Consider the following 22361-nt stretch of genomic DNA (forward strand, 5'->3'; position numbering starts at 1 on the left):
GATAGGCCTTAGAAGGCTGGTATCATTAAATTTTTAAAACATCTGCCAAGACTTTGTTGACCACTGTATATGGGTCATTTTGACGCTGGTTAACAGCGTCAACTTGGCTATTAAAGTCGTCACTCGCTACCACTACATCGGCAACACGACGTCCGATTTGTTCATTAATCATCGCGATAATTTCATTTCTTGTTCTATCCTGACGGCGAACAGTTAATTCGTCGCTGTCTTCCAAGAATTCAAAATGTTCATCCAACGCTTCGACTAATTCATCAACACCTTCGTCTTTGCTCGCAATGGTACGTTTAATAGGAGGACGCCATTTAACCTCACGGGAGTCTAAGTCGAGCATCATTTCAATTTCAACGTTCAGTTTATCACAGCCATCGCGGTCAGCTTTGTTAATGGCGAATACATCGCCGATTTCCAAAATACCGGCCTTAATAGCTTGGATATCATCACCGAGACCCGGTACAAGTACAACCAAAACGCTATCGGCATTTTTGACGATATCGACTTCTGATTGACCAACACCTACGGTTTCAATAATAACAAGATCCATACCGAACGCATCCATCAGCTTAACTGCATCAGATGTTTTCTTAGATAATCCGCCTAAGCTGCCACGAGTACCCATACTGCGAATGAATACATTTTCGTTTAACGTCAAATCATTCATTCGAATACGGTCACCCAAGATGGCACCACCGGAGAACGGACTGGTCGGATCCACCGCAACGATACCGATTTTTTTACCTTGCTGTAAGTATTGTTTAACAATTTTATCAGTCAAGGTACTCTTACCGGCGCCGGGAGCCCCGGTAACACCTAAAATACGAGCATGACCCGTTTTAGGATAAATCGCTTTCATAATGTCGATTGCTTCATCATATTCACTTTCGACTGCAGTGATGGCTCTCGCCAAGGCCAGTCGGGAACCGTTTAATAGTTCTTTGACTAAATCCATTGGTTGCACCGCCTTCTTATATAGTGACAGGCCCAGACTTGTAAAAATCCGAGCCTGTTACTAAAAAACATCTTATTTTACGTTAGCTTTGATAAATTCGATTACGTCGCCTGTAGGAGTGCCAGGAGTAAATACTGCTGCAACGCCTGCTTCTTTAAGACCAGGGATATCAGCATCAGGAATTACGCCGCCGCCTACTACAAGAACGTCGCCCATACCTTTTTCTTTTAACATTTCAACGATTTTAGGGAATAATGTGTTGTGAGCACCGGAAAGAAGGCTCAATGCAACAACATTAACGTCTTCCTGTTCAGCTGCTGCAACAATTTGTTCCGGCGTCTGACGAAGACCAGTATAAATTACTTCAAAACCAGCATCGCGAAGTGCGCGAGCTACAACTTTAGCACCACGGTCATGACCGTCAAGACCTGGTTTTGCTACTAATACACGAATACGTTTTTCTGCCATGATAGATTACCTCCGAACTAATCGTTACGCTAATTATACTTGAGAATTATAACGTGGAGTGAGCTTGGTATTCGCCGAATACTTCACGTAATACGTTACAAATTTCGCCTAATGTTGCATAAGTACGAACTGCATCAAGAATTAATGGCATAAGGTTAACATTTTCATCTTTTGCCCCTTCTTTAAGTGCTGTCAATGCTTTTTCAACTGCAGCGTTGTCGCGTTCTGCACGAACTTGCTGAGTTTTCTTAGCCTGGTTAACACCTACGGAAGCGTCTACGCGAAGAAGACCTTCAACAGGTTTTTCTTCAACCTGGAATTTGTTAACGCCTACGATAGTGCGGAGACCGGATTCAACTTCCATCTGCCATTTGTAAGCGGATTCCTGAATTTCTTTCTGGATGTAACCTTTTTCAATAGCAACTACAGCGCCGCCCATTTCGTCGATTTTCTTAATGTATTCAGCAGCTTCATCATAAATTGCATTAGTCATAGCTTCTACATAGTAGGAACCGCCCAATGGGTCAATTACGTCAGCTAAGCCGGATTCATAAGCAACGATCTGTTGAGTACGAAGAGCAACCTGTACGGAAGCTTCTGTAGGAAGAGCCAAAGCTTCGTCACGGGAGTTAGTATGTAAGGACTGAGTACCACCCATTACAGCAGCGGCAGTCTGTAAAGCTACACGAACGATGTTGTTATCAACTTGTTGTGCAGTCAACATGGAACCGGCAGTCTGAGTATGTACACGAAGCATCATGGATTTAGCTTTTTTAGCGCCAAAACGTTCTTTCATGATGTGAGCCCATAAACGACGGGACGCACGGAATTTAGCAACTTCTTCAAGTACGTTGTTATGAGCATTCCAGAAGAAGGATAAACGACCAGCGAAAGCATCAACGTCTAAGCCGGCTTTCAAAGCAGCTTCTACGTAAGCAATACCGTCAGCGATTGTGAATGCGATTTCCTGTGCAGCAGTGGAACCGGCTTCACGAATATGGTAACCGGAAATGGAGATTGTGTTCCATTTTGGTACATTCTGAGAGCAATATTCGAAAATATTGGTAATCAAGCGCATGGATGGTTTTGGTGGGAAAATGTAAGTACCACGAGCGGCATATTCTTTAAGAATATCGTTCTGGATAGTACCCATCAAAGCGGATGCAGGTACGCCCTGTTTTTCAGCTACTGCAATGTACATAGCAAGAAGAACGGATGCAGGAGCATTGATTGTCATGGAAGTGGAAACTTTACCGAGGTCAATGCCGTCGAACAAGATTTCCATATCTTTCAAGGAGTCAATTGCTACCCCTACTTTACCAACTTCGCCTTCAGCCATAGCGTCATCGGAGTCATAACCGATCTGAGTTGGCAAGTCAAATGCACAGCTAAGGCCGGTAGCACCGGATTCGATAAGGTAACGATAACGTTTGTTAGATTCTTCAGCAGTTGCGAAACCGGCATACATACGCATTGTCCAGAAACGGCCACGGTACATTGTAGGTTGTACACCACGAGTGTAAGGATATTCACCAGGGAATCCTAAATCTCTTTCGTAGTCGAAACCTTCGATGTCAAGTGGAGTGTATAAACGATTGTACTTCAAGTTTTTACGTTCTGGGAATTTAGCAATCTTTTCTGCAACTTCTGCCTCGTATTTGGCGAGATTAGCTTTTAGAGCTTCGTTAGCCATAATTTTCATCATCCTCCTAAATATACCTTTACTTCTTCATGCTTCCAGTTTCTTGGAAACGTTTATGCCAAGAAAGAGCTTCGTCGAGCAAAATCGGTGTATGGGCGTGTTTTGTCGCTACAATGGCTCTTTCGAGGTAATCTTCTAACATTGGTTTGTAATCCGGATGTGCACAGTTTTTAATGATTAAGCGAGCACGTTCTTCAGGTGACAAACCACGGCAGTCAGCCACACCTTGTTCAGTACAGAATACCATTACATCGTGTTCTGTATGGTCAATGTGCGAGCACATTGGAACAACGGAGCTGATAGCACCATCTTTCGCTACCGAATTAGTACAGAAGATGGAGATATATGCGTTACGAGCGAAGTCGCCGGAACCGCCGATACCGTTCATCATCTTGCTACCCATGATATGAGTGGAGTTTACATTACCAAAAATATCAAATTCAATAGCTGTATTCATAGCAATAACGCCGAGGCGTCGAGCTAATTCAGGACTATTGGAAAGTTCTTGCGGACGAAGAATAATTTTCTTCGAGTACAAATCAACGTTGTCATAGAAACGTTTTAAGCCGTCCGGAGATGGCGATAATGCCGTACCGGAACATACTTCAACTTTACCGGCATCAATAAGGTCAAACATGCCATCTTGAATTACTTCGGTAAAGATTGAAAGGTTAGTGAACGGACCTTGTGCCAAACCACTGATAACAGCATTTGCTACCGAACCTACACCGGATTGTAACGGCAATAAATTCTTAGGTAAACGGCCATGTTTAATTTCATTCTGGAAGAATTCGATTAAATGTTGGCTCATTGCTTTAGCATCATCATCAATAGCTGCCAAAGGACGAGTTTTATCGGTAATATCGCAAGGTACGATAGCTACGATTTTTTCAGGATCACATGGGATATAAGGAGTACCCACACGGTTACCAGGGCCTGTAATAGGCAATGGTTGACGATATGGAGGATCCAATGGTTCGTAGATATCATGCATACCTACTAAACTCATAGGTTGCGATACATTGACTTCAACAATAACTTTCTTAGCTTTATGAATGTAGGTAGGTGTGTTACCAACCGATGTGGAAGGAATAATACCACCGTCTTCACGGATGCATACAGCTTCTACGATGGCTACATCGCAGTCGCCGAAGAAACCATAGCGAACATTCTGAGCTACATGGCTGAGATGCATATCATTATAACGTACTTTCGCAGCGTTCAATGCTTTACGCATATCACCATTTGTCTGGTAAGGGAAACGACGGGCAATCCCATTAACTCGAACTAAAGCACCGTCAGCTTCATCACCAACTGAAGCGCCTGTCCACAAGTCAATTTGAAATGGATCGCTTTCCATTCGTTTAGCTAAGGCCAAAGGAACTGCTTTCGGATAACCGGATGGGGTAAAACCACTAATACCCACATGGTCGCCCGGGTTGATCAACAAAGCTGCTTCTTCAGCTGTAACGATTTTAGCTTGAAGAGCACTGCCTTGTACGCGATCGAGGATGTTAATCATCACTACCATCTCCTTTAAAAAGTTTGAATGACATTAAATTGTACTTCCGCATTCCAACACTAATACATATTCGACAAAAGTTTAAAATATCCTCTTTTTTTGTGAATATTTTTTTATTTTTATTCACAGTTTACCGTATCGAAAATCTTCTCTTTCATCGACATAATTAGATGTTGTTTAAAGAATTATACTTTAAACTATGGCTAAGTTTAGAAGAATTATTTTCCTTTGTCAACCAATATGCATAAATGATATTTCATATACAAAAAAGTATAGGTATGATGAATTAATCTCATCATACCTATACTTTTTCAGGTTTATTGTTAACCAAATATCTAAAATTATCGGTTATCAATAAATTAGATTATCAATTTTTTTAGTCATTTACATCAGAATATTTCAATCCAATATATCAATGTTTGTCTATTAATTACAGCGACTTTAGTAAGTACACGAATTAACTTGCTAATCGAATATATTAATTTTTTATATCTGTTGTCAGTTCATTCTCAAGTGGTTTGTTCCCCCGTTTTTTATAAGTATATAAAACGGATGAAGCCCAACCTAAGAGTTGCCAAAAAATTACCGATACCTGATGACTAAACAAATCATGGTCAAACAAGCCGCTAACCGTTATGCCTACTACAACGGCACCGATACCATACTTCACGATGTTACTTATAGTTGCTTTCGGCAAACGCAAAGCATACACAGCATGGCCATATATTGCGACAAAATAGAAGAGTGCGCCGGGAATTCCTATTTCTGCCAACATATTTAAAAACATGTTATGGGCATGATAAATTATCACATCAGGGGCCTGAATGTAGTAATTATAATGTGGATATTCAAACCAGAAGGCATCCCAACCGATCCCCAGAATCGGATAATCCGCAATCATATAGGTTGTACTGTCCCATAAAGCCCAGCGCAACACAGCGGATGTATCGTTACCGTCGAACAGGGACCAAAGCCTTGATGCCACTTCCCCATGGTAGCCAAAAAGAACAATAGGGATTATTAATAACGATAAAAGCAAGCGCCGATCGATAGTCAGCCCCCAATACACCACAACACAGGCAAAGCTAAGCCATATGCCCCGCGAATAGGTTAGGGTCATACAAATCAGGAAAAACAATGCCATCAGCACCATCCAGGCCAATAAGCGCCAACGTTTTTCTTTAAGGCCTTGAAAAATTCCCGTTCCTACCATGGACAATACAATTAATAAATATTCACCGAATAAATTCGGATTTTGCAATGTAGCAAACATGCGCCGCTTCAAGAGCGGAAAATGCGCCGCATCCACCCACTGTTTTAATAATTCCATGGACGTCGTCATATATTGATAGACGCCAACCAAACAAACAATGAAGGCCGACCACATGAAAATACGCAAGAAAACACGCCACTGCTCGGGCTCGCGCAAATAGCGATAGGTGAGGAAATAAATACCGCCGTACATGCCTACATTATAAAGCCAGCTGGCCGTTGTCCACATCGGCCGAGCTGATCCGAGGGCTGATAATAAACTCCACCCCATAAAGCCCAACACGCACCACTGAAGCCACGATGCGGGTTTTGACAATGGTCTGTAACGCAAGGTATCCCAAACGCTGAGCAAAAGAGCAATAATGACCAGTGCATCCCCGAGCCACGGATGTAAAGGCATAACCAACACCACGGCATACAGGAGTCGTGTAATATAATGTTGCAACGGACGGCCCCCGTCAATAGATACTGCACCTGTCATTACTTCATCCTTTACTGAGCTTTTAACCACTCTTCTGCTTCACCTAAAATATACAAGGAACCGGCTACTACAATAATATCGCCGGCCTGGGTAGCGGCCATGGCTTTTTGCATGCCTTCACTGACAGTTTGAGCCGTCTGAGCTACACCCGGCACAAATTCAGCCAATTCTTCCGGTGTGGATGTGCGCGGCGTCGGAGCCGGCACCGTAATTACAGTATCGTAAGGGTTTACCAAATCCTCTACAACTGTTTTGACTTCTTTATCTTTTAAGACGGACAACACTACCGTTTTCTGTCTGTCTTTAAATACTTCTTCATACGTTAAGCGGAATGCTTCGGCACCGCCCGCATTATGGGCACCATCAAAAATAAAGGTACGGTCTAGTTTTTTGATGATTTCAAAACGGCCGGCCCAATGAGCCCGAGCCAAGCCTTCGCGCAACGTTTCCTCGCTGATTACTTCATCACGTTCCATTAAAACGCGAACGGCACGAAAGGCACAGGCCATATTAACAGCTTGATGAACGCCTACCATTTTGGTAAACAGCATATCTTTATGACCACTCTTATCTTCCAAGGTAATCATCTGACCATCTTCAGTGACAGTGCGACTGCTGATTGAAAAATCTTCGTTAAACACATACGCTTTAGAATTCAATTCTTTGGCTTTATCCTTAATAACAGCCAAGGCTTCCCCTTGAGCCGCCGTCACTACGGGAATTCCCGGTTTAATAATGCCCGCTTTATGGGTAGCAATTTCACGGAGGGTGTTACCGCAATACGCCTGATGGTCCATGGATACATTGGTGATTACGGATACTTCGGGGAAAATCACATTCGTTGAATCCAATAAACCGCCGAGGCCTACTTCGATGACTGCATAGTTAACCTGCTGTTCCATGAAGAACAAGAAAGCAGCTGCCGTCAATACTTCAAACTGAGTCGGTGATTCCGATCCTTTCGCTTCAATTTTAGCTACAGCGTCTTTTACTTTTGCAATCAATTCACCAAACGCTTCTTCGGTAATATTGCGACCATTTACCGCAATGCGTTCCGTATAACTGATTAAATGGGGTGATGTGAAACGACCGGAACGGTGTCCGCTGGTGGTGAGTACCGAATCGATATACACCGTAACGGAACCTTTACCGTTGGTCCCCGTCACATGGACGGTTTTGTAGGCCCGTTCAGGATGCCCCAATTCGTCCAATAACGCATGAATGCGTTCCAAACCGGGTTTGATGCCAAAGGATGCACAACTGTCTAAATAGGCCACTGCCTCTGCGTACGTCATGATTACCTCCTATAAGGTTTTAAGAAATTCTTCACGTTCAATAACAGCTTGTTGTTTTTGCTGATATTCAGCCAATTTGGCTTGTTCTTTTGCAACTACATCTGCCGGAGCCTTGGCCACGAAGCCCGGATTACCTAATTTACCTTCTAAACGAGCAATTTCCTTCTTAAGTGTTTCTTTTTCTTTTGTCAAACGTTCCCGTTCTTTGGTTACGTCGATTAAGTCTTTGAGTAAGAGATATACTTCAAGACCGTTAACTACCGTTACGGTAGCATTTTCAGGTTTCGCATCATCGGCACCCAAAATAGTTACCGATTCAGCCCAGCCCAAAGTCTTAAAGTAATCTTGATGTTCGCTTACCATGGTGCGGAGCGATTCATCAGTGACAGCTAAAATAACAGCGCTGCGTTTACCCATCGGTACATTCATTTCGGCGCGCATGTTACGAATCCCTTTAATGGCATCCATCATGATGTTCATTTGCGCAGCAGCGGTGCTCTGATCAGCGAACGGTAAAGCCGTTGGCCATGGAGCCACTACGATGCTTCCCCCTTCATGAGGGAGATGTTGCCAGATGTGTTCTGTAACAAATGGCATAAACGGATGCAACAATTCGAGCATATGACGCAAAATAGTTACCAATAAGTATTGAACTACCGCACGGTCACGACCGCCTTCTTTATTATAAAGACGCGGCTTAGCCAATTCGATAAACCAATCGCAATAGCTGTTCCAAATAAAGTCATAAACACCGGCAGCTGCTTCACCTAACTCAAATTTATCGAGATTATTGGTGATGGTGGCCACAGCATTATTGTAGGTATCAATAATCCAGCGATCTGCCAACGTAAAGTCTTCTTCACTAGGAACAAACTCAGGATCGTAATTATCTAAGTTCATTATAACAAATTTTGCGGCATTCCAAATCTTATTTGCAAAATTTCGATTAGCTTCTACGCGTTCCATGTAAAAACGCATATCATTCCCCGGTGTATTGCCGGTTACCAACGTAAAGCGAAGTGCATCGGCGCCGTATTCGTTGATTACATCAAGCGGATTAATACCGTTGCCTAAAGATTTACTCATTTTACGACCTTGGCTGTCGCGTACGAGACCATGAATGAATACATGTTTAAACGGAATTTCTTTTTCAAATTCAAGACCCATGAAAATCATGCGGGCTACCCAGAAGAAAATAATGTCATAACCGGTTACCATTACACTAGTCGGATACCAATGAGCCAATTCCTTGGTCTGTTCCGGCCAGCCCATAGTCGCAAACGGCCATAAAGCGGAGCTGAACCAAGTATCCAGTACGTCTTCTTCCTGATGAACATGACCGCCACATTTAGGACATTCCGTAACGTCATCTTTGGATACAATCACTTCACCGCAATCATCGCAATACCAAGCAGGAATGCGGTGACCCCACCATAACTGACGAGAAATACACCAGTCACGGATGTTTTCTAACCAATTAGTGTACGTTTTGGTGAAACGTTCCGGTACGAATTCGATGTCTTTATCTTTAACAACTTTTAAAGCAGGTTCGGCAAGGGGTGCCATTTTTACAAACCACTGTTTCGATACGAGCGGTTCTACGATGGTATTACAACGGGAGCAATGACCTACACTGTGTTCATGGTCTTCGATTTTGGCAAGGAGGCCCTGTTCTTTAAGTTCGGCTACTACTTGTTTACGAGCGGCTTCACGGGTCATGTCTTCAAAATGACCGGCTTCGCTGTTCATCGTCGCATCAAGATTCATAACTACGATAGATTCGAGGTTATGACGTTGACCCATTTCAAAGTCGTTAGGGTCATGAGCCGGTGTAATTTTTACACAGCCCGTACCAAAGCCTGGATCTACATAATCATCGGCAATTACCGGAATTTCACGATTTACGAATGGCAATAACAATGTTTTACCGATAATATCTTTATAACGATCATCTTCAGGGTTAACGGCTACGGCCACGTCACCGAACATAGTTTCCGGACGGGTTGTAGCAACCGTTACGAAGCGACCTTCTTCACCGACTACAGGATATTTGATGAACCATAAATGGCCTGCTTCATCACTGTGCTCAACTTCAATGTCACTAAGAACGGTATGACAACTAGGACACCAGTTGGCAATGCGTTCACCGCGATAAATAAGACCTTTTTCATATAAGCTTACGAATACTTCGCGAACAGCTTTGTAGTAGCCTTCGTCCAAGGTAAAGCGTTCACGGGTCCAGTCACAGGAAGCGCCTAAGCTGCGAATCTGTTTAACAATAGTGCTGCCATATTCTTCTTTCCATTGCCAAACACGTTTAACGAACTCTTCACGGCCAAGATCATAACGAGACTTGCCTTCTGTTTCTTTGAGGTTCTGTTCTACTTTTACCTGCGTAGCAATACCGGCATGGTCGGTACCCGGCATCCAAAGCACATTGTAGCCCTGCATACGTTTGAAGCGAATCAGAATATCCTGCAAGGTATTGTCGAGCGCATGCCCCATATGAAGTTGCCCCGTTACATTAGGCGGTGGCAATACGATACTGAACGGCTTTTTACTTTCATCTACTTCTTCGTGGAAGTATCCCTGTTTTTCCCAAAATTCATACCAATTCTGCTCAATTTCCCCCGGATTATAGGTTGTTAAATTCTTGAACTCACTCATCTCAAGTTCCTCCTCTATGATATAAAAAAAGCCCTCTCGTCCATTAGGACGAAAGGGCTTAACTTCCGCGGTACCACCTAGATTATTGCCGTTGCAATCACTCATTACCTCTAACGGGGTTAACCGGACAAAACTACACACAATCCAAAGATTGCTTCATCAAGTCAGCTCAAAGGCTACCCTCTTCCTTTCACGTACGTTGCTCGCACCTTACCAACGCTCTCTGCCACGCTATGAGAAGATTTTTCCTTATCTCAGCTTTGTTATACAAATATCAATTAATACGGCTGTAATCATACGGTAATCAGGCCCTACCTGATATACGAGAATTTAAACAACTGTATCTATACTCATAATATCTAAAAATGTCCAACCTGTCAATTTTTACTTACCGTTTCATCACCTTGGCTACCATCCAAAGACTTAGTTCATAAAGAATAATCATCGGCATGGCAATCATAGTCTGCGAAAACATATCCGGTGTCGGCGATATGAAGCCCCCTATAACAAAGGACAGGAAGATAAAGATTTTTCGTTTGGAGCGCAAAAAATCCGACGTAATCAGATTCAGTTTGGCCAAAATAATCATAACAATGGGCAATTCGAATATGAATCCGAAAGGTAGCACAAATGCTATGACAAAATCTAAGTATTGCCCGATAGAAAATAGGGGCTGCAATTCATCGGTGGCAAAACCAATGAAAAATTTAATGGCCACCGGTAATACCAAAGCATAAGAAAACACGATGCCAATAGCAAACAGCATAATCGCAAACGGTAAGAACCAATTGGTTAACTTTTTCTCTTGTTGTGTTAGTGCCGGAATAACAAAGACCCATATTTCATAGAGCCACACCGGTGAGGCTGCAATAACGCCGGCCACAAAAGCTACTTTCATATAGGTAAAAAAAGCTTCCGTCGGGCGCATATAGTACAACTTACCGGCCGGCGCCACAATCATGGCCAATATATCATCTACATAATAATAGGCGACACAAAAGCCCACCAAAATAGCGAGGACCGAAATAATTATCCGCTTACGCAGTTCACCCAGGTGACCTACTAAGGACATGGCTTTATTTTCAGCCATAATCTGCTCTTCCAGCGGTGTATACTGCGACTCAGTCGCAGCAAGATCAACAGTCGCTACATCACCGGATACAGCCTTCAACTCCTCAGCCGATGTTTCGTCATTTACTTCACCGCGGCGAATTCGTTCGGCTGCCTTTAGGCGTTCTTTTTGCGCCAAAACACTATTCAAGGAAGGCTTTCGTTTCGGGTCATTAAAATCACGTACCTGAAACGATTCCATATATTACACCTTTCTATCAGCCAATGAATCCAATACTTCATAAAGGACAGCTTTACCGGCAAAATCAGGCAAAGCCTCTAATGCTTCGTGAGCATCACGACGATAATCGGCTTCCAATGCTTCTGCATTGGCCACCCCGCCTTGAGCCGCCACATAAGCAATCAGTTCATCCGGCGCCTGACCGTCGGCAATAGCTTGCACGGCTTTAGTGACTTCCGCTTTATTGGCCTCGTTAATGACAGATAATAACGGATAGGTAATGAGACCTTCACGTAAGTCTTTGCCTACAGGTTTGCCCGTTGTTTCAGCGGTAGCAGCATAATCCATGATATCGTCGGTAATCTGGAATGCCATCCCCAGGCCATGACCGTATTGTTTTAATAAACGAATGTCGGTTTCCGACCATTTACCGAGAATGCCGCCCAATTCCAAACAAGCTTCTATAAAATCAGCCGTTTTCTTTTGGGTCTTCGTCAAATAACGTTCAATGCCCTGATCGAGACGATACACATCTTCCATCTGCATGAATTCCCCTTCCACCAAAGCGGAAATAATAAACAAAAAAACATGCAAACATGCTACCGAACCAATTTGTGCCACCACGTCAAACGCTTTGGCAAATAAGTAGTCACCGCTTAAAATGGCTACCTTATTGCCCTTACTGCAATGAATGGCTGTGGCGCCACGGCGCACGGCAGCCTGATCGAGTACATCATCATGAATCAATGTGGCTAAATGCAGCATTTCTACAGCTGCGGCAATACGGACACGATCCGCTTCCGATGCTTTACCGGCACCGGCTATAAGCAGACATAACCGAGCCCTTAAGCGTTTACCGCCGGCCGCCGAAATGGGGCGAATTAAGCGGTTAAAATCTTCAGAACCGGTTTGCAAGGACTCCGCCAAATAGGCTTCCACTTTTACGAGGTCTGCTTTTACTTGTTCAATTAATGCCAGTTCTTTTTCCAAACTCATTCGTCGACCCCCACAATCACTTGATTAATACGCTTTAACAACAATTCACGGCCCGTATGCTTAAGCGAGCTGTACGGAATAGCCGGTGCTTCACAAGGGAAATTCTCCTTAATAAAGCGCATGTTTTGTTGTCGTTCCTTACTGTTTAATTTATCAACCTTCGTCACCACAATTTGTAACGGTACCCCCGCCTCAAGAAGCCAATTGAAGGCTTCTTGATCGATTGGTAATTCCGGATGACGGCCGTCTACCAACAAACAGAGCAACATCAGTCGTTCTGATTGTAAAATATAATCGGCAATAAAGGAAGACCATATATTTCGATTACTCTTATCAGTTTTTGCGTACCCATAACCCGGCAAATCCACCAAGAACCACTCATAACGGCGTTCTTCGGTTTCACTGATATCCTCTTTGGACGTAATTGTGAAAAAATTTATCGTCTTCGTTTTACCGGGCTGGCCGCTCACCAAGGCAAGGCCTCGGTGATTGCACAGCGAGTTAATCAAAGAAGATTTGCCCACATTGGAGCGCCCCAAGAAGGCCACTTCCACCGTATCCCCTTCCGGATATTGGTCGGGGCGTACGGCAGAAGCCACATATTTGGACGCAATAATACGAGGTCCTTGCGGCTCTTTACGGGTATATACAGGTTTTGGTTGTCTTGGTGTGTTTTTCTTCTGCTTCATCATTTTACAAATGCTCTTGCTAACACTTCATCCATTGTTTTTACCGGCGTAATTTTAAGGCCTTCAATAACAGATGTCGGCATCTCTTCAAGGTCCTTAATATTGCCTTGCGGAATCAATACTTCTTTAATACCGTAGCGTAAAGCTGCCAGTAATTTTTCTTTCAAACCGCCAATCGGCAAGACGCGACCGCGCAAAGTAATTTCGCCGGTCATAGCTAAATCGGAACGAACTTTACGGTTTGTTAAAGCCGATACAATAGCCAATGTCATGGTAATACCGGCCGACGGACCGTCTTTAGGGGTGGCCCCTTCCGGTAAATGTACATGTAAATCCATAGTTTTATGGAAGTCTGCCGGAATATCTAACTCCTTAGCATTATGACGAATGTAGGATAAGGCGGCTTGACCGGATTCCTGCATGACTTTGCCGAGGCTGCCGGTTAAGGACAACTTGCCGCTGCCGGGCATCGTAGTCGCTTCACAAGGAAGTACTACACCGCCCACGGATGTCCAAGCAAGGCCGCAAACGAGACCTACTTGAGCATTCTTCTCCCGTTCCTGTTCCAAATAGATTGGCGCACCCAAATAGTTGGACAAGTTTTTAACAGTTACACGCGGCGTTGCTTCCGAACCGTTGATAATTTCAAAAGCCAATTTGCGGAAAATCTTGGCAATCGTTTTTTCCAAAGTACGAACACCGGCTTCGCGAGTATATTCGGAAATTACTTTACGAAGTACCGCATCGGATAATTTCACATTATGACCGCTTAAACCGTTTTTCTTAATTTGTTTCGGTACCAAATAACGTTTAGCGATTTCCAATTTTTCATCTTCCATGTAGCTGGATAATTCAATCACTTCCATGCGGTCCATCAAAGGTGCCGGAATATTGCCCGGTACATTGGCCGTCGTAATCCAGAATACATCGGAGAAGTCAAACGGAATTTCAATAAAATGATCGCTGAACGTCTTGTTCTGCTCAGGATCGAGCACTTCCAATAATGCGGACGAAGGATCGCCTTTGTAGTCGGATGCCAATTTATCAATTTCATCCAACAAGAATACAGGATTTCTTGTACCGGCATTCTTAAGGCCCTGAATCATACGGCCCGGTAACGCGCCGATGTAGGTACGACGATGACCGCGGATTTCCGCTTCGTCACGAACGCCGCCTAAGGAAGCGCGGATAAATTTACGATTCATAGCTTTAGCAATAGATGTAGCCAAGGATGTTTTACCAACTCCCGGAGGTCCTACCAAGCAAAGAATAGAGCCACTCAAGGAATCGGATAATTTACGAACCGCCAAGAATTCCAAGATACGTTCCTTGACCTTTTTGAGGCCATAGTGATCATGGTCTAAAATTTTAGCCGCTTCGCCGATATCGAGACGGTCTTCGCTTACTTTATCCCAAGGTAGGGACAATACCCAATCGAGGTAATTGCGCAAAATATTCGCTTCCGGCATCATGGATGGCATGCGGCTGTAACGACTGATTTCTTTTTCAATACGTTCACGCACTTCGTCGGACACATTGATTTTCTTAAGCTGTTCACGCAATTCTTCCGCTTCTTCATCAGGATCGGATTTATCACCCAATTCATTGTGAATTACGCGGATTTTTTCACGCAAGAAATATTCTTTCTGCGCTTTTTCCATCTGTTGACGCACTTGGTTATTAATGGAGTTTTCCAAATCAGAGATTTGAAGTTCCATATTTAAGGCGCCTACAACCATATTTAAACGACGTAACACATTGAGTTCGCTCAAAAAGCTTTGACGCGTAACGAGTTCCGTCTGTAAGAATTGTACAATTTGGTCAGCCGTTTCGGATGCGTCGGTGCGCTCCATAACACGACGAATTTCATCTTCCGTAACAAGTTTGGTTTCTTCGGCCCATTTCAAGAAATTGGACTGAGCCAGACGACGATAAGCTTCAATTTCTACATGATCGTCATACTGGGAAACCAATGTTTCCATAGTGGCGCGATAATATACGCCACTTTCATCTATATCAACCACTTTAGCGCGGGCAATACCTTCAACTAAAATGCGAACCAAGCCCCCCGGCAAGCGTAGCATTTGTTTGATTTTGACGATGGTCCCTACTTCGGCAATATCCTTTTGTGTCGGGTTCTCCACTTCGTCATCTAATTGAGCGGATACGGCGAGCAAACGCTCATTAGCCATGGCTTCTTCAACGGCCCGAATGGATTTGTCACGACCGATGTCCAGTCGAACTTCTACTTTTGGGAACACTACCATACCGCGTAACGGTACTAAAGGCAGCGAAAAATTCGTCTCACTCATATAGGCTCCTTTTCAAGTTTATATTTACAAAAAGAAACTCATTCCAAAGGAAATGAGTTTCTTAGACTTACAATTAATTCATGCCCTTTACGGCAGACTCATTCTTGAGTATAGGTTCAGCTGTGCCTTTCACAGCATCACGGGTAATGATACAATCGGTAACACCCTTTTGCGAAGGAATATCATACATAACTTGCTTCATTACTTTCTCAATGATGGATCGTAATCCACGAGCTCCCGTATTACGCTTCATTGCTTCAGCCGCAATTTCCTCTAAAGCATCTTTCTCAAACGTTAAGGATACATCTTCCAAAGAGAGCATCTTTTCGTATTGTTTCGTTAATGCATTGCGAGGCTCTGTTAAAATGCGAATTAAGCCTTCCTTATCTAAAGGATCGAGCGTTACCATAACAGGCAAACGTCCGATAAATTCAGGAATCAGACCAAATTTCTGCAAATCTTCCGGAACAACTTCCTTCAAAATAGCAGATACGTCTTTTTCTTCCTGTTTTTGAATATCGGCACCAAATCCTAATGTCTTCTTAGCCGTGCGTTTAGAAATAACCTTTTCCAGGCCATCAAATGCACCGCCGCAAATGAACAATATATTCGTGGTGTCAATTTGGATTAATTCCTGGTGCGGATGTTTACGCCCACCTTGCGGTGGCACAGATGCAACCGTACCTTCCAATATTTTTAGCAATGCCTGCTGCACACCTTCACCGGATACATCGCGGGTGATGGACGGATTTTCAGATTTACGAGCAATCTTGTCAATCTCATCGATATACACAATGCCGCGCTCTGCTTTGGCCACATCATAATCAGCGGCCTGAATGAGTTTGAGCAAAATGTTCTCTACATCTTCACCTACATAACCGGCTTCGGTTAAGCTGGTAGCGTCAGCAATGGCAAACGGAACTTCCAGCATTTTTGCCAAAGTCTGTGCCAATAACGTCTTACCGCTACCGGTTGGTCCGATAAACAACACGTTGGCTTTCTGTAATTCTACATCATCCACGGTATTATTTACCTGCAACCGTTTATAGTGATTATAAACAGCAACGGCCAAGGAGACTTTAGCAGCCTCCTGACCAATTACATATTCATCCAAATAAGCCTTAATTTCATGAGGCGTAGGTACATGCTTTAATGAAAACCCTGCTTCATCACTATGACCAAGTTCCTCATCAATAATATTCTGACAAACTTCTACGCATTCGTCACAAATATATACATTAGGACCTGCCACTAATTTACGAACTTCGTCGCCGGTGCGCCCGCAGAAGCTACAACGCAACGTTTCTTTTTCGTCTTTTTTCAAGCTGAGTCCTCCTAATTACTTGTCTGTTGCTACAGGACGAGTCAATACCTCATCAATTAAACCGTATTTCACAGCATCTTCGGCACTCATGAAGTTGTCGCGATCCGTATCACGGGCGATAACATCAATCGGCTGCCCACTGTGAGATGCCAATAAGCCATTCAATTCTTCACGCATACGCAAAATTTCACGAGCATGAATTTCAATTTCAGAAGCCTGACCTTGTACGCCGCCAAGCGGTTGGTGAATCATCACGCGGGCATGTGGCAATGCATAACGCTTAGCTTTAGCACCGGCTGTCAATAATACAGCACCCATGCTGGCTGCGGAACCTACACAAATGGTAGATACATCCGGCTTAATATACTGCATTGTATCATAAATCGCCATGCCGGCAGTTACTACACCACCGGGGCTGTTAATGTACAAATGAATGTCTTTATCAGGGTCTTCCGCTTCCAAGAACAGTAATTGTGCAATGACAAGGTTAGCCACATCATCATTGATAGGGCCGCCCAAGAAGACAATTCTGTCTTTTAACAAGCGAGAATAAATATCATAGGAACGTTCGCCACGTCCGCTTTGTTCTACAACGATTGGTACATACATAAAATTTTACCTCATGGGTCCATGTACCTATATAGCCCGTGGATTATTTTTCCTCGGATTCTGCGCCTTTAGCCTGTTCGATAATTAAACGAGCGGCTTTTTTACGAGCTACAGAATTTCTCAACATAGCTACACGGCCTTCTTTAACAATAATATTCATAACTTCTTTAGGATCTGCCCCGAATTGTTGAGCCATCATGTAGATTTCCATGTTCATATCTTCTGGTTTTACTTCTACATTTTCAGCTTTAGCAATGGCTTCCAATACTAAATCGGCGCGAACGTTTTCAGCTGCATTAGCTTTGTATTCTTCGCGAAGGCTTTCCATAGTTTTGTTGGAGAATTTCAAGTAGTCTTCCAATTTCAAGCCACGGCTTTCCAAATTCATAGCCATTTCTTGAATCATCTGTTCAACGCGATCGTCAACCATGATTTCAGGAATATCTACGGATGCGTTTTTAACTGCTTGTTCAATAATAGCAGCATTGTAAGCATCGATAGCACGATGTGCAGCGTCTTCTTCCATGTTTTTGCGAAGATCCGCTTTTAATTCTTCCATAGTTTCATAAGAGCTGGCTTCTTTAGCAAATTCGTCGTTCAATTCAGGTAATTCTTTGCGTTTAATATCGTGAACATGAACTTTGAATACAGCTTCTTTGTTAGCCAATTCTTTTACAAAGTAATCTTCAGGGAAGGTTACCTTAACTTCTACATCATCGCCGGCTGCGTGACCGATCAATTGGTCTTCAAAACCCGGGATGAAGCTGCCGGAACCGATTTGAAGCGGGTAGGATTTACCTTCGCCACCGTCAAAAGGTTTGCCGTCGATAGAACCGGCAAAGTCGATAACAGCAAAGTCATCTTTCTGTAATTTAGCATCTGCATCAGCTACTACCATTTTAGCTTGCTGGTTGCGGATATTATCTAACTGTTCCTGAATCTGTTCATCAGTTACCGTAGCATCCTGTTTTTCAGCTTCAAGGCCTTTGTATTCGCCAAGAGTAACTTCAGGGCGTTTAGTAAGAGTTGCTTTGAATACTAAATCTTTACCTTCTTCAAACGTTACGCGTTCGATTTCAGGTTCACTTACAGGAATGATTTCATTAGCAGTCAAAGCTTCTTGGTAAGCGCGACCGGCAATTACGTCAAAAGCTTCTTCCAAAATAGCTTCTTTGCCGAAGTTCATTTCTAAAATACGGCGAGGTGCTTTACCTTTACGGAAGCCCGGAATATTTACCTGGCCGGCAATGCGTTTTACAGCTTGCTGAATACCTTTGGTTACGTCTTTAGCAGGTACTTCGATTGTTAAGGTTACCTTATGTTGATCAACAGGGGTTACAGTTGCATTCATGAAAATATGTCCTCCTTGAGGGCTAAATGCCCAAAATTTCTGTTTTATAATATTGCATTCCTTATCTTATCATAAAATTTGAATGTATGCAATTTTATGTGATAAAAGTAGCGATTTTATTTTAATTTTCTTTCGCAATCAATTCCATTACATCGCGACGACTGAATACGCCCACTACCGTGTTAGTTTCATCAACTACGGGCACGGTCTTCAAATGTTTTTCCAGCATAGTGGCCACTACACCTTCCACTTCATCTTTTGGCGAGCACGTAATAACTTCGGTAGTCATTAATTCTTCTACATGAGCGGCCAAGAGTTTCTTGAACTGTGCATTGTATTCGCCAATGCCACTGTAATAGATGCTGGCGCCCAAAACATTGACATAGTGCGGTGCATGAGGGCGAATCTTTTTATAAAGTAAATCCCCTTCTGTGATGATGCCGATTAATTTATTATCTTCATCCACTACGGTCAAAGCGGCTACCTGATATTTAACAAGCAACTTAGCTGCTTCATTGATTGACAACTCTTTACTGATTGTTGCGGGATATTTGTTCATAGCTTCAGCGATTAACATAGGATTACCTCCCTCACTATAAAATTTACTATTAGTGCTGAATGTAAAAACATCGAATTCTAAGGCTGATTGTAAAAACTTTAAATCATTTATTCCATAATTCTTAATTCTGCACTAATCGCAATTACAACTTATATATATCTTTGACAATATACTCGTAAAATCCTGCTTTATAATTTATTTTTATCTTTATTTAGTGCAAAACAATTCTTTATTTTAGTACAAAACAACTCTTTATTTTAGTACAAAATAAGCAATCACTGCCAACACAATAACGGCAAATACAATGACAACCTGCCAGCCGCGACGATTGCCACCCTCACCGCCTTCGTCGACGCCGATTAAATTGCCGTCCTCATCATAACGATTGCGGTACTGCCCTTCCAAGTCGTCATAGTCTCTTACATCTTCCACCTGTTTCTTATAGCGTCGCGCCGCAACCTGCCTGGCACGCTCCTGCACATCAAGTTCCATCTGACTTACTTGAAGTGTGGTAAGATCCTTTTTCAAAGACTCCAAAAGGCCGCTGATGAATACGAGACGCCCTTCCAGAATTTTATTTACATCAAAGGATCGTTGGAGCCATGACTGATAAGCTACCTTCAATACCTTATGATTTGCATCGCCCGCCGTACCTTCTGTTTTGATGAGGCTCGCCGTTTTGCTTTCATTTGCCAAGGCGTCCAAAAAGGTCTGTGCATAGCGACTGAACTCGACCAATAACTTCGTCAAATCGCCGCTTTGCATGCCCAACTCTTCTTTGCGATGCATAATGTATTGCGGTGTAAAATTGCCTTTTTCCAACTTTTGAATGGACATAGCCGCATCAGCGTAGGCCCCTAAGGTTGAATTCACTATGCGGGTTGTATTTGCAACCTCTTCCAACGTTTTTTGCAAAAAATCATTCCGTTCTTTCAGCTCCGCCGCAACCGCTACCTGCATATCAAGAGCGGCTACAGCTTCGGCCAATACAGCGGCCTGTTGCTGCAATAAGGCCAAATTATTGTGAATGATTGTCTGCGCCGTCTTAGCGGCCTCAATATAGGTTCTATAAAATCCGTCACTGCCCTCGTTCTGTTGCACCTGCCAGAGCGTTTCCAGACTCGGCATGCCACTGAAATTGGCATTTGCTTCATTATTCGTTGTATCTACTTTATCTGTCACTCTATTACCTCCATCTGCTCCCTTACCAATGATAAGGTTCATGACGATTAATTTTACAAGCGCGGTAAATCTGTTCTACCAATAAGAGCCGCACCATTTGATGGGTGAAGGTCATGGGGCTGAAAGATAATCTTAAATCGGCTCGCGACCTAAGCCCTTCCGACACCCCAAAGGCACCACCGATGATAAAAGTCATCTCACTGATACCTTGCACTTCCAAGTCGGCAATCTTTTCTGCCAAGGCCTCCGACGACATGGTTTTGCCCTTCACGTCCAGTAAAACGACAAAGCTCTTCGGGTTTATTTGTTTGAGCAATCGTTCCCCTTCCTCCGCCACAATAGCCTGACGTTTGCTATCATCGGCACTGGGCAATTTACTCTCGTTCAATTCCGTAATTGTCACACCGCCATATACCGTAAGGCGTTTCACAAATTCGGCCACCCCATCGCGCAGATAAGCGGTTTTAAGCTTGCCTACGGCTAATACGGTAAATTTCATAACTCAGATTCCACCTGCCTCCCCGTAATTTTATTAATTCGTTGAATCCGGCAATGTGCCAAGAGTAATGGACACCGTGTGTTCAGCACCATTGCTGAGCACCGTAAGATCCAACGATTCGCCCGGTTTATGATTATCTAAAATTTGTTTCAACTGCATTAAGTTGGTAATAGATTTCTCACCTACCGCTGTGATGATATCACCTTCATTGATATCGCTGTTAGCGGCCGGTCCGTCGCTATAAACGCGCGCTACCAATAAACCGTCTGTTTTAAGTTGTAAGCCGTATTTCGCCGCATTTTGTTTATCCAAAAGGCCTAACCCCAAATACGCACGAACTACTTTACCTTTTTCAATCAGTTCTTTAACAATCGGTTTTACTTCATTGATAGGAATAGAGAAACCCATGCCTTCAATACCGGTCTGCGAAATTTTAGCACTGTTAATGCCCACAACGTCGCCATCTGCATTAACGAGCACACCGCCGGAATTCCCCGGATTAATCGCCGCATCCGTTTGAATAAGCGGGAATCGTTGCGATTCCATATTGATTGTCCGATGCAAAGCACTGATAACACCGGCCGTAACAGTTCCTTGGAATTCTAAGCCTAACGGATTACCGATGGCGATAGCCGGTTCACCAACCTGCAATTGGTCAGAATCACCCAAAGTAGCTACCGGCATATTTTCGGTCGGGTCAATTTTAACAACCGCTAAGTCGGTCAACGGATCGACACCCACAATGGTACCGGGTTGTGAAGAACCATCACTTAAGGACACAGTAACCTTGCGATTATTCGCCTGCGCCACTACGTGATAATTAGTTACGATGTAGCCCGCTTTATCGATAATAACCCCGGAGCCTACGCCTTCACCAACCAATACTTGTTGGTCAAAAATATTACGATCATACACTTTAGTGGTAATGCCTACCACAGCCGGTCCTGCCTTCTTAACCGCCGACACTATCGCCGTATTGCGGTTATCGGAAAGGGGTACCGATTTTTTAGTACCATCGGCATTGACCGCCGTAGTTTCCTGGGTGATACTCTTAGTGTTACCAAAAAAATTACCCGTCAAATAACCGCCTACAGTACCCGCAATAATGAGCACTACAGCTAACAGAATAAATAAGCCTCTTCTTTTGTTATCCATAATAAACCTCCTGACTTAAG

General features: G+C 43.4%; 18 protein-coding genes and 1 other annotated feature. All 18 genes read right to left on the bottom strand.

What is annotated here, in order from left to right; all coding sequences use genetic code 11:
• Positions 1–25 precede the first annotated feature (25 nt).
• Entirely contained in the window at positions 26–967 is a 942-nt protein-coding gene (gene meaB, locus QZL64_RS09205) for a methylmalonyl Co-A mutase-associated GTPase MeaB (protein ID WP_021841703.1), read from the bottom strand.
• A gap of 72 nt (positions 968–1039) precedes the next feature.
• Positions 1040–1435: a cobalamin B12-binding domain-containing protein gene (locus QZL64_RS09210; RefSeq protein WP_021841704.1), complete on the bottom strand. Its 396-nt coding sequence runs from the start codon at positions 1433–1435 to the stop codon at positions 1040–1042.
• A gap of 46 nt (positions 1436–1481) precedes the next feature.
• On the bottom strand, positions 1482–3128 hold the full coding sequence (locus QZL64_RS09215) for an acyl-CoA mutase large subunit family protein (protein WP_021841705.1): 1647 nt from the start codon (positions 3126–3128) through the stop codon (positions 1482–1484).
• Between the two features lie 28 nt (positions 3129–3156).
• Complete coding sequence (locus tag QZL64_RS09220; protein ID WP_021841706.1) at positions 3157–4659, bottom strand: acetyl-CoA hydrolase/transferase family protein; 1503 nt, start codon at positions 4657–4659, stop codon at positions 3157–3159.
• A gap of 478 nt (positions 4660–5137) precedes the next feature.
• Positions 5138–6412 (bottom strand): O-antigen ligase family protein, encoded by a 1275-nt coding sequence (locus tag QZL64_RS09225; RefSeq protein ID WP_021841707.1) that lies wholly within the window; start codon positions 6410–6412, stop codon positions 5138–5140.
• Between the two features lie 11 nt (positions 6413–6423).
• Positions 6424–7707 (bottom strand): bifunctional folylpolyglutamate synthase/dihydrofolate synthase, encoded by a 1284-nt coding sequence (locus QZL64_RS09230; protein WP_021841708.1) that lies wholly within the window; start codon positions 7705–7707, stop codon positions 6424–6426.
• A 9-nt stretch (positions 7708–7716) separates the two neighbouring features.
• Positions 7717–10374, bottom strand: a complete 2658-nt coding sequence (locus tag QZL64_RS09235; protein WP_021841709.1) for a valine--tRNA ligase — start codon at positions 10372–10374, stop codon at positions 7717–7719.
• A 41-nt stretch (positions 10375–10415) separates the two neighbouring features.
• Positions 10416–10639, bottom strand: a binding site (T-box leader).
• A gap of 123 nt (positions 10640–10762) precedes the next feature.
• On the bottom strand, positions 10763–11686 hold the full coding sequence (tatC, locus tag QZL64_RS09240) for a twin-arginine translocase subunit TatC (RefSeq protein ID WP_021841710.1): 924 nt from the start codon (positions 11684–11686) through the stop codon (positions 10763–10765).
• A gap of 3 nt (positions 11687–11689) precedes the next feature.
• On the bottom strand, positions 11690–12661 hold the full coding sequence (locus QZL64_RS09245) for a polyprenyl synthetase family protein (protein WP_021841711.1): 972 nt from the start codon (positions 12659–12661) through the stop codon (positions 11690–11692).
• A complete protein-coding gene (yihA, locus tag QZL64_RS09250) occupies positions 12658–13353 on the bottom strand; it encodes a ribosome biogenesis GTP-binding protein YihA/YsxC (protein WP_296309512.1) in 696 nt (231 codons plus the stop codon). Before yihA ends, QZL64_RS09245 begins: the two co-directional genes overlap by 4 nt.
• Positions 13350–15662, bottom strand: a complete 2313-nt coding sequence (gene lon, locus QZL64_RS09255) for an endopeptidase La (protein ID WP_021841713.1) — start codon at positions 15660–15662, stop codon at positions 13350–13352. Before lon ends, yihA begins: the two co-directional genes overlap by 4 nt.
• A gap of 73 nt (positions 15663–15735) precedes the next feature.
• The gene (gene clpX / locus QZL64_RS09260; RefSeq protein WP_021841714.1) at positions 15736–16986 is read right to left on the bottom strand and encodes an ATP-dependent Clp protease ATP-binding subunit ClpX; all 1251 of its coding nucleotides are present in this window, start codon (positions 16984–16986) and stop codon (positions 15736–15738) included.
• Positions 16987–17001: 15 nt separating this feature from the next.
• Entirely contained in the window at positions 17002–17595 is a 594-nt protein-coding gene (clpP, locus tag QZL64_RS09265) for an ATP-dependent Clp endopeptidase proteolytic subunit ClpP (protein ID WP_021841715.1), read from the bottom strand.
• A gap of 43 nt (positions 17596–17638) precedes the next feature.
• Positions 17639–18946 (bottom strand): trigger factor, encoded by a 1308-nt coding sequence (tig, locus tag QZL64_RS09270; protein WP_021841716.1) that lies wholly within the window; start codon positions 18944–18946, stop codon positions 17639–17641.
• Positions 18947–19067: 121 nt separating this feature from the next.
• Positions 19068–19523: a CBS domain-containing protein gene (locus QZL64_RS09275; protein WP_021841717.1), complete on the bottom strand. Its 456-nt coding sequence runs from the start codon at positions 19521–19523 to the stop codon at positions 19068–19070.
• A gap of 234 nt (positions 19524–19757) precedes the next feature.
• Positions 19758–20687: a hypothetical protein gene (locus tag QZL64_RS09280; RefSeq protein WP_021841718.1), complete on the bottom strand. Its 930-nt coding sequence runs from the start codon at positions 20685–20687 to the stop codon at positions 19758–19760.
• Between the two features lie 22 nt (positions 20688–20709).
• Positions 20710–21186, bottom strand: a complete 477-nt coding sequence (rlmH, locus tag QZL64_RS09285; RefSeq protein WP_021841719.1) for a 23S rRNA (pseudouridine(1915)-N(3))-methyltransferase RlmH — start codon at positions 21184–21186, stop codon at positions 20710–20712.
• A gap of 33 nt (positions 21187–21219) precedes the next feature.
• Positions 21220–22341 (bottom strand): S1C family serine protease, encoded by a 1122-nt coding sequence (locus tag QZL64_RS09290; RefSeq protein WP_021841720.1) that lies wholly within the window; start codon positions 22339–22341, stop codon positions 21220–21222.
• Positions 22342–22361: the final 20 nt, after the last annotated feature.

The sequence above is a fragment of the Veillonella sp. CAG:933 genome, from assembly GCF_000431435.1.
Taxonomy (GTDB): domain Bacteria; phylum Bacillota; class Negativicutes; order Veillonellales; family Veillonellaceae; genus Veillonella_A.

Coding starts and splice junctions, on each gene's coding strand:
- meaB (WP_021841703.1), bottom strand. CDS start 967: ATGGATTTAGTCAAAGAACTATTAAACGGTTCCCGACTGGCCTTGGCG.
- QZL64_RS09210 (WP_021841704.1), bottom strand. CDS start 1,435: ATGGCAGAAAAACGTATTCGTGTATTAGTAGCAAAACCAGGTCTTGAC.
- QZL64_RS09215 (WP_021841705.1), bottom strand. CDS start 3,128: ATGGCTAACGAAGCTCTAAAAGCTAATCTCGCCAAATACGAGGCAGAA.
- QZL64_RS09220 (WP_021841706.1), bottom strand. CDS start 4,659: ATGATTAACATCCTCGATCGCGTACAAGGCAGTGCTCTTCAAGCTAAA.
- QZL64_RS09225 (WP_021841707.1), bottom strand. CDS start 6,412: ATGACAGGTGCAGTATCTATTGACGGGGGCCGTCCGTTGCAACATTAT.
- QZL64_RS09230 (WP_021841708.1), bottom strand. CDS start 7,707: ATGACGTACGCAGAGGCAGTGGCCTATTTAGACAGTTGTGCATCCTTT.
- QZL64_RS09235 (WP_021841709.1), bottom strand. CDS start 10,374: ATGAGTGAGTTCAAGAATTTAACAACCTATAATCCGGGGGAAATTGAG.
- tatC (WP_021841710.1), bottom strand. CDS start 11,686: ATGGAATCGTTTCAGGTACGTGATTTTAATGACCCGAAACGAAAGCCT.
- QZL64_RS09245 (WP_021841711.1), bottom strand. CDS start 12,661: ATGAGTTTGGAAAAAGAACTGGCATTAATTGAACAAGTAAAAGCAGAC.
- yihA (WP_296309512.1), bottom strand. CDS start 13,353: ATGATGAAGCAGAAGAAAAACACACCAAGACAACCAAAACCTGTATAT.
- lon (WP_021841713.1), bottom strand. CDS start 15,662: ATGAGTGAGACGAATTTTTCGCTGCCTTTAGTACCGTTACGCGGTATG.
- clpP (WP_021841715.1), bottom strand. CDS start 17,595: ATGTATGTACCAATCGTTGTAGAACAAAGCGGACGTGGCGAACGTTCC.
- tig (WP_021841716.1), bottom strand. CDS start 18,946: ATGAATGCAACTGTAACCCCTGTTGATCAACATAAGGTAACCTTAACA.
- QZL64_RS09275 (WP_021841717.1), bottom strand. CDS start 19,523: ATGTTAATCGCTGAAGCTATGAACAAATATCCCGCAACAATCAGTAAA.
- rlmH (WP_021841719.1), bottom strand. CDS start 21,186: ATGAAATTTACCGTATTAGCCGTAGGCAAGCTTAAAACCGCTTATCTG.
- QZL64_RS09290 (WP_021841720.1), bottom strand. CDS start 22,341: ATGGATAACAAAAGAAGAGGCTTATTTATTCTGTTAGCTGTAGTGCTC.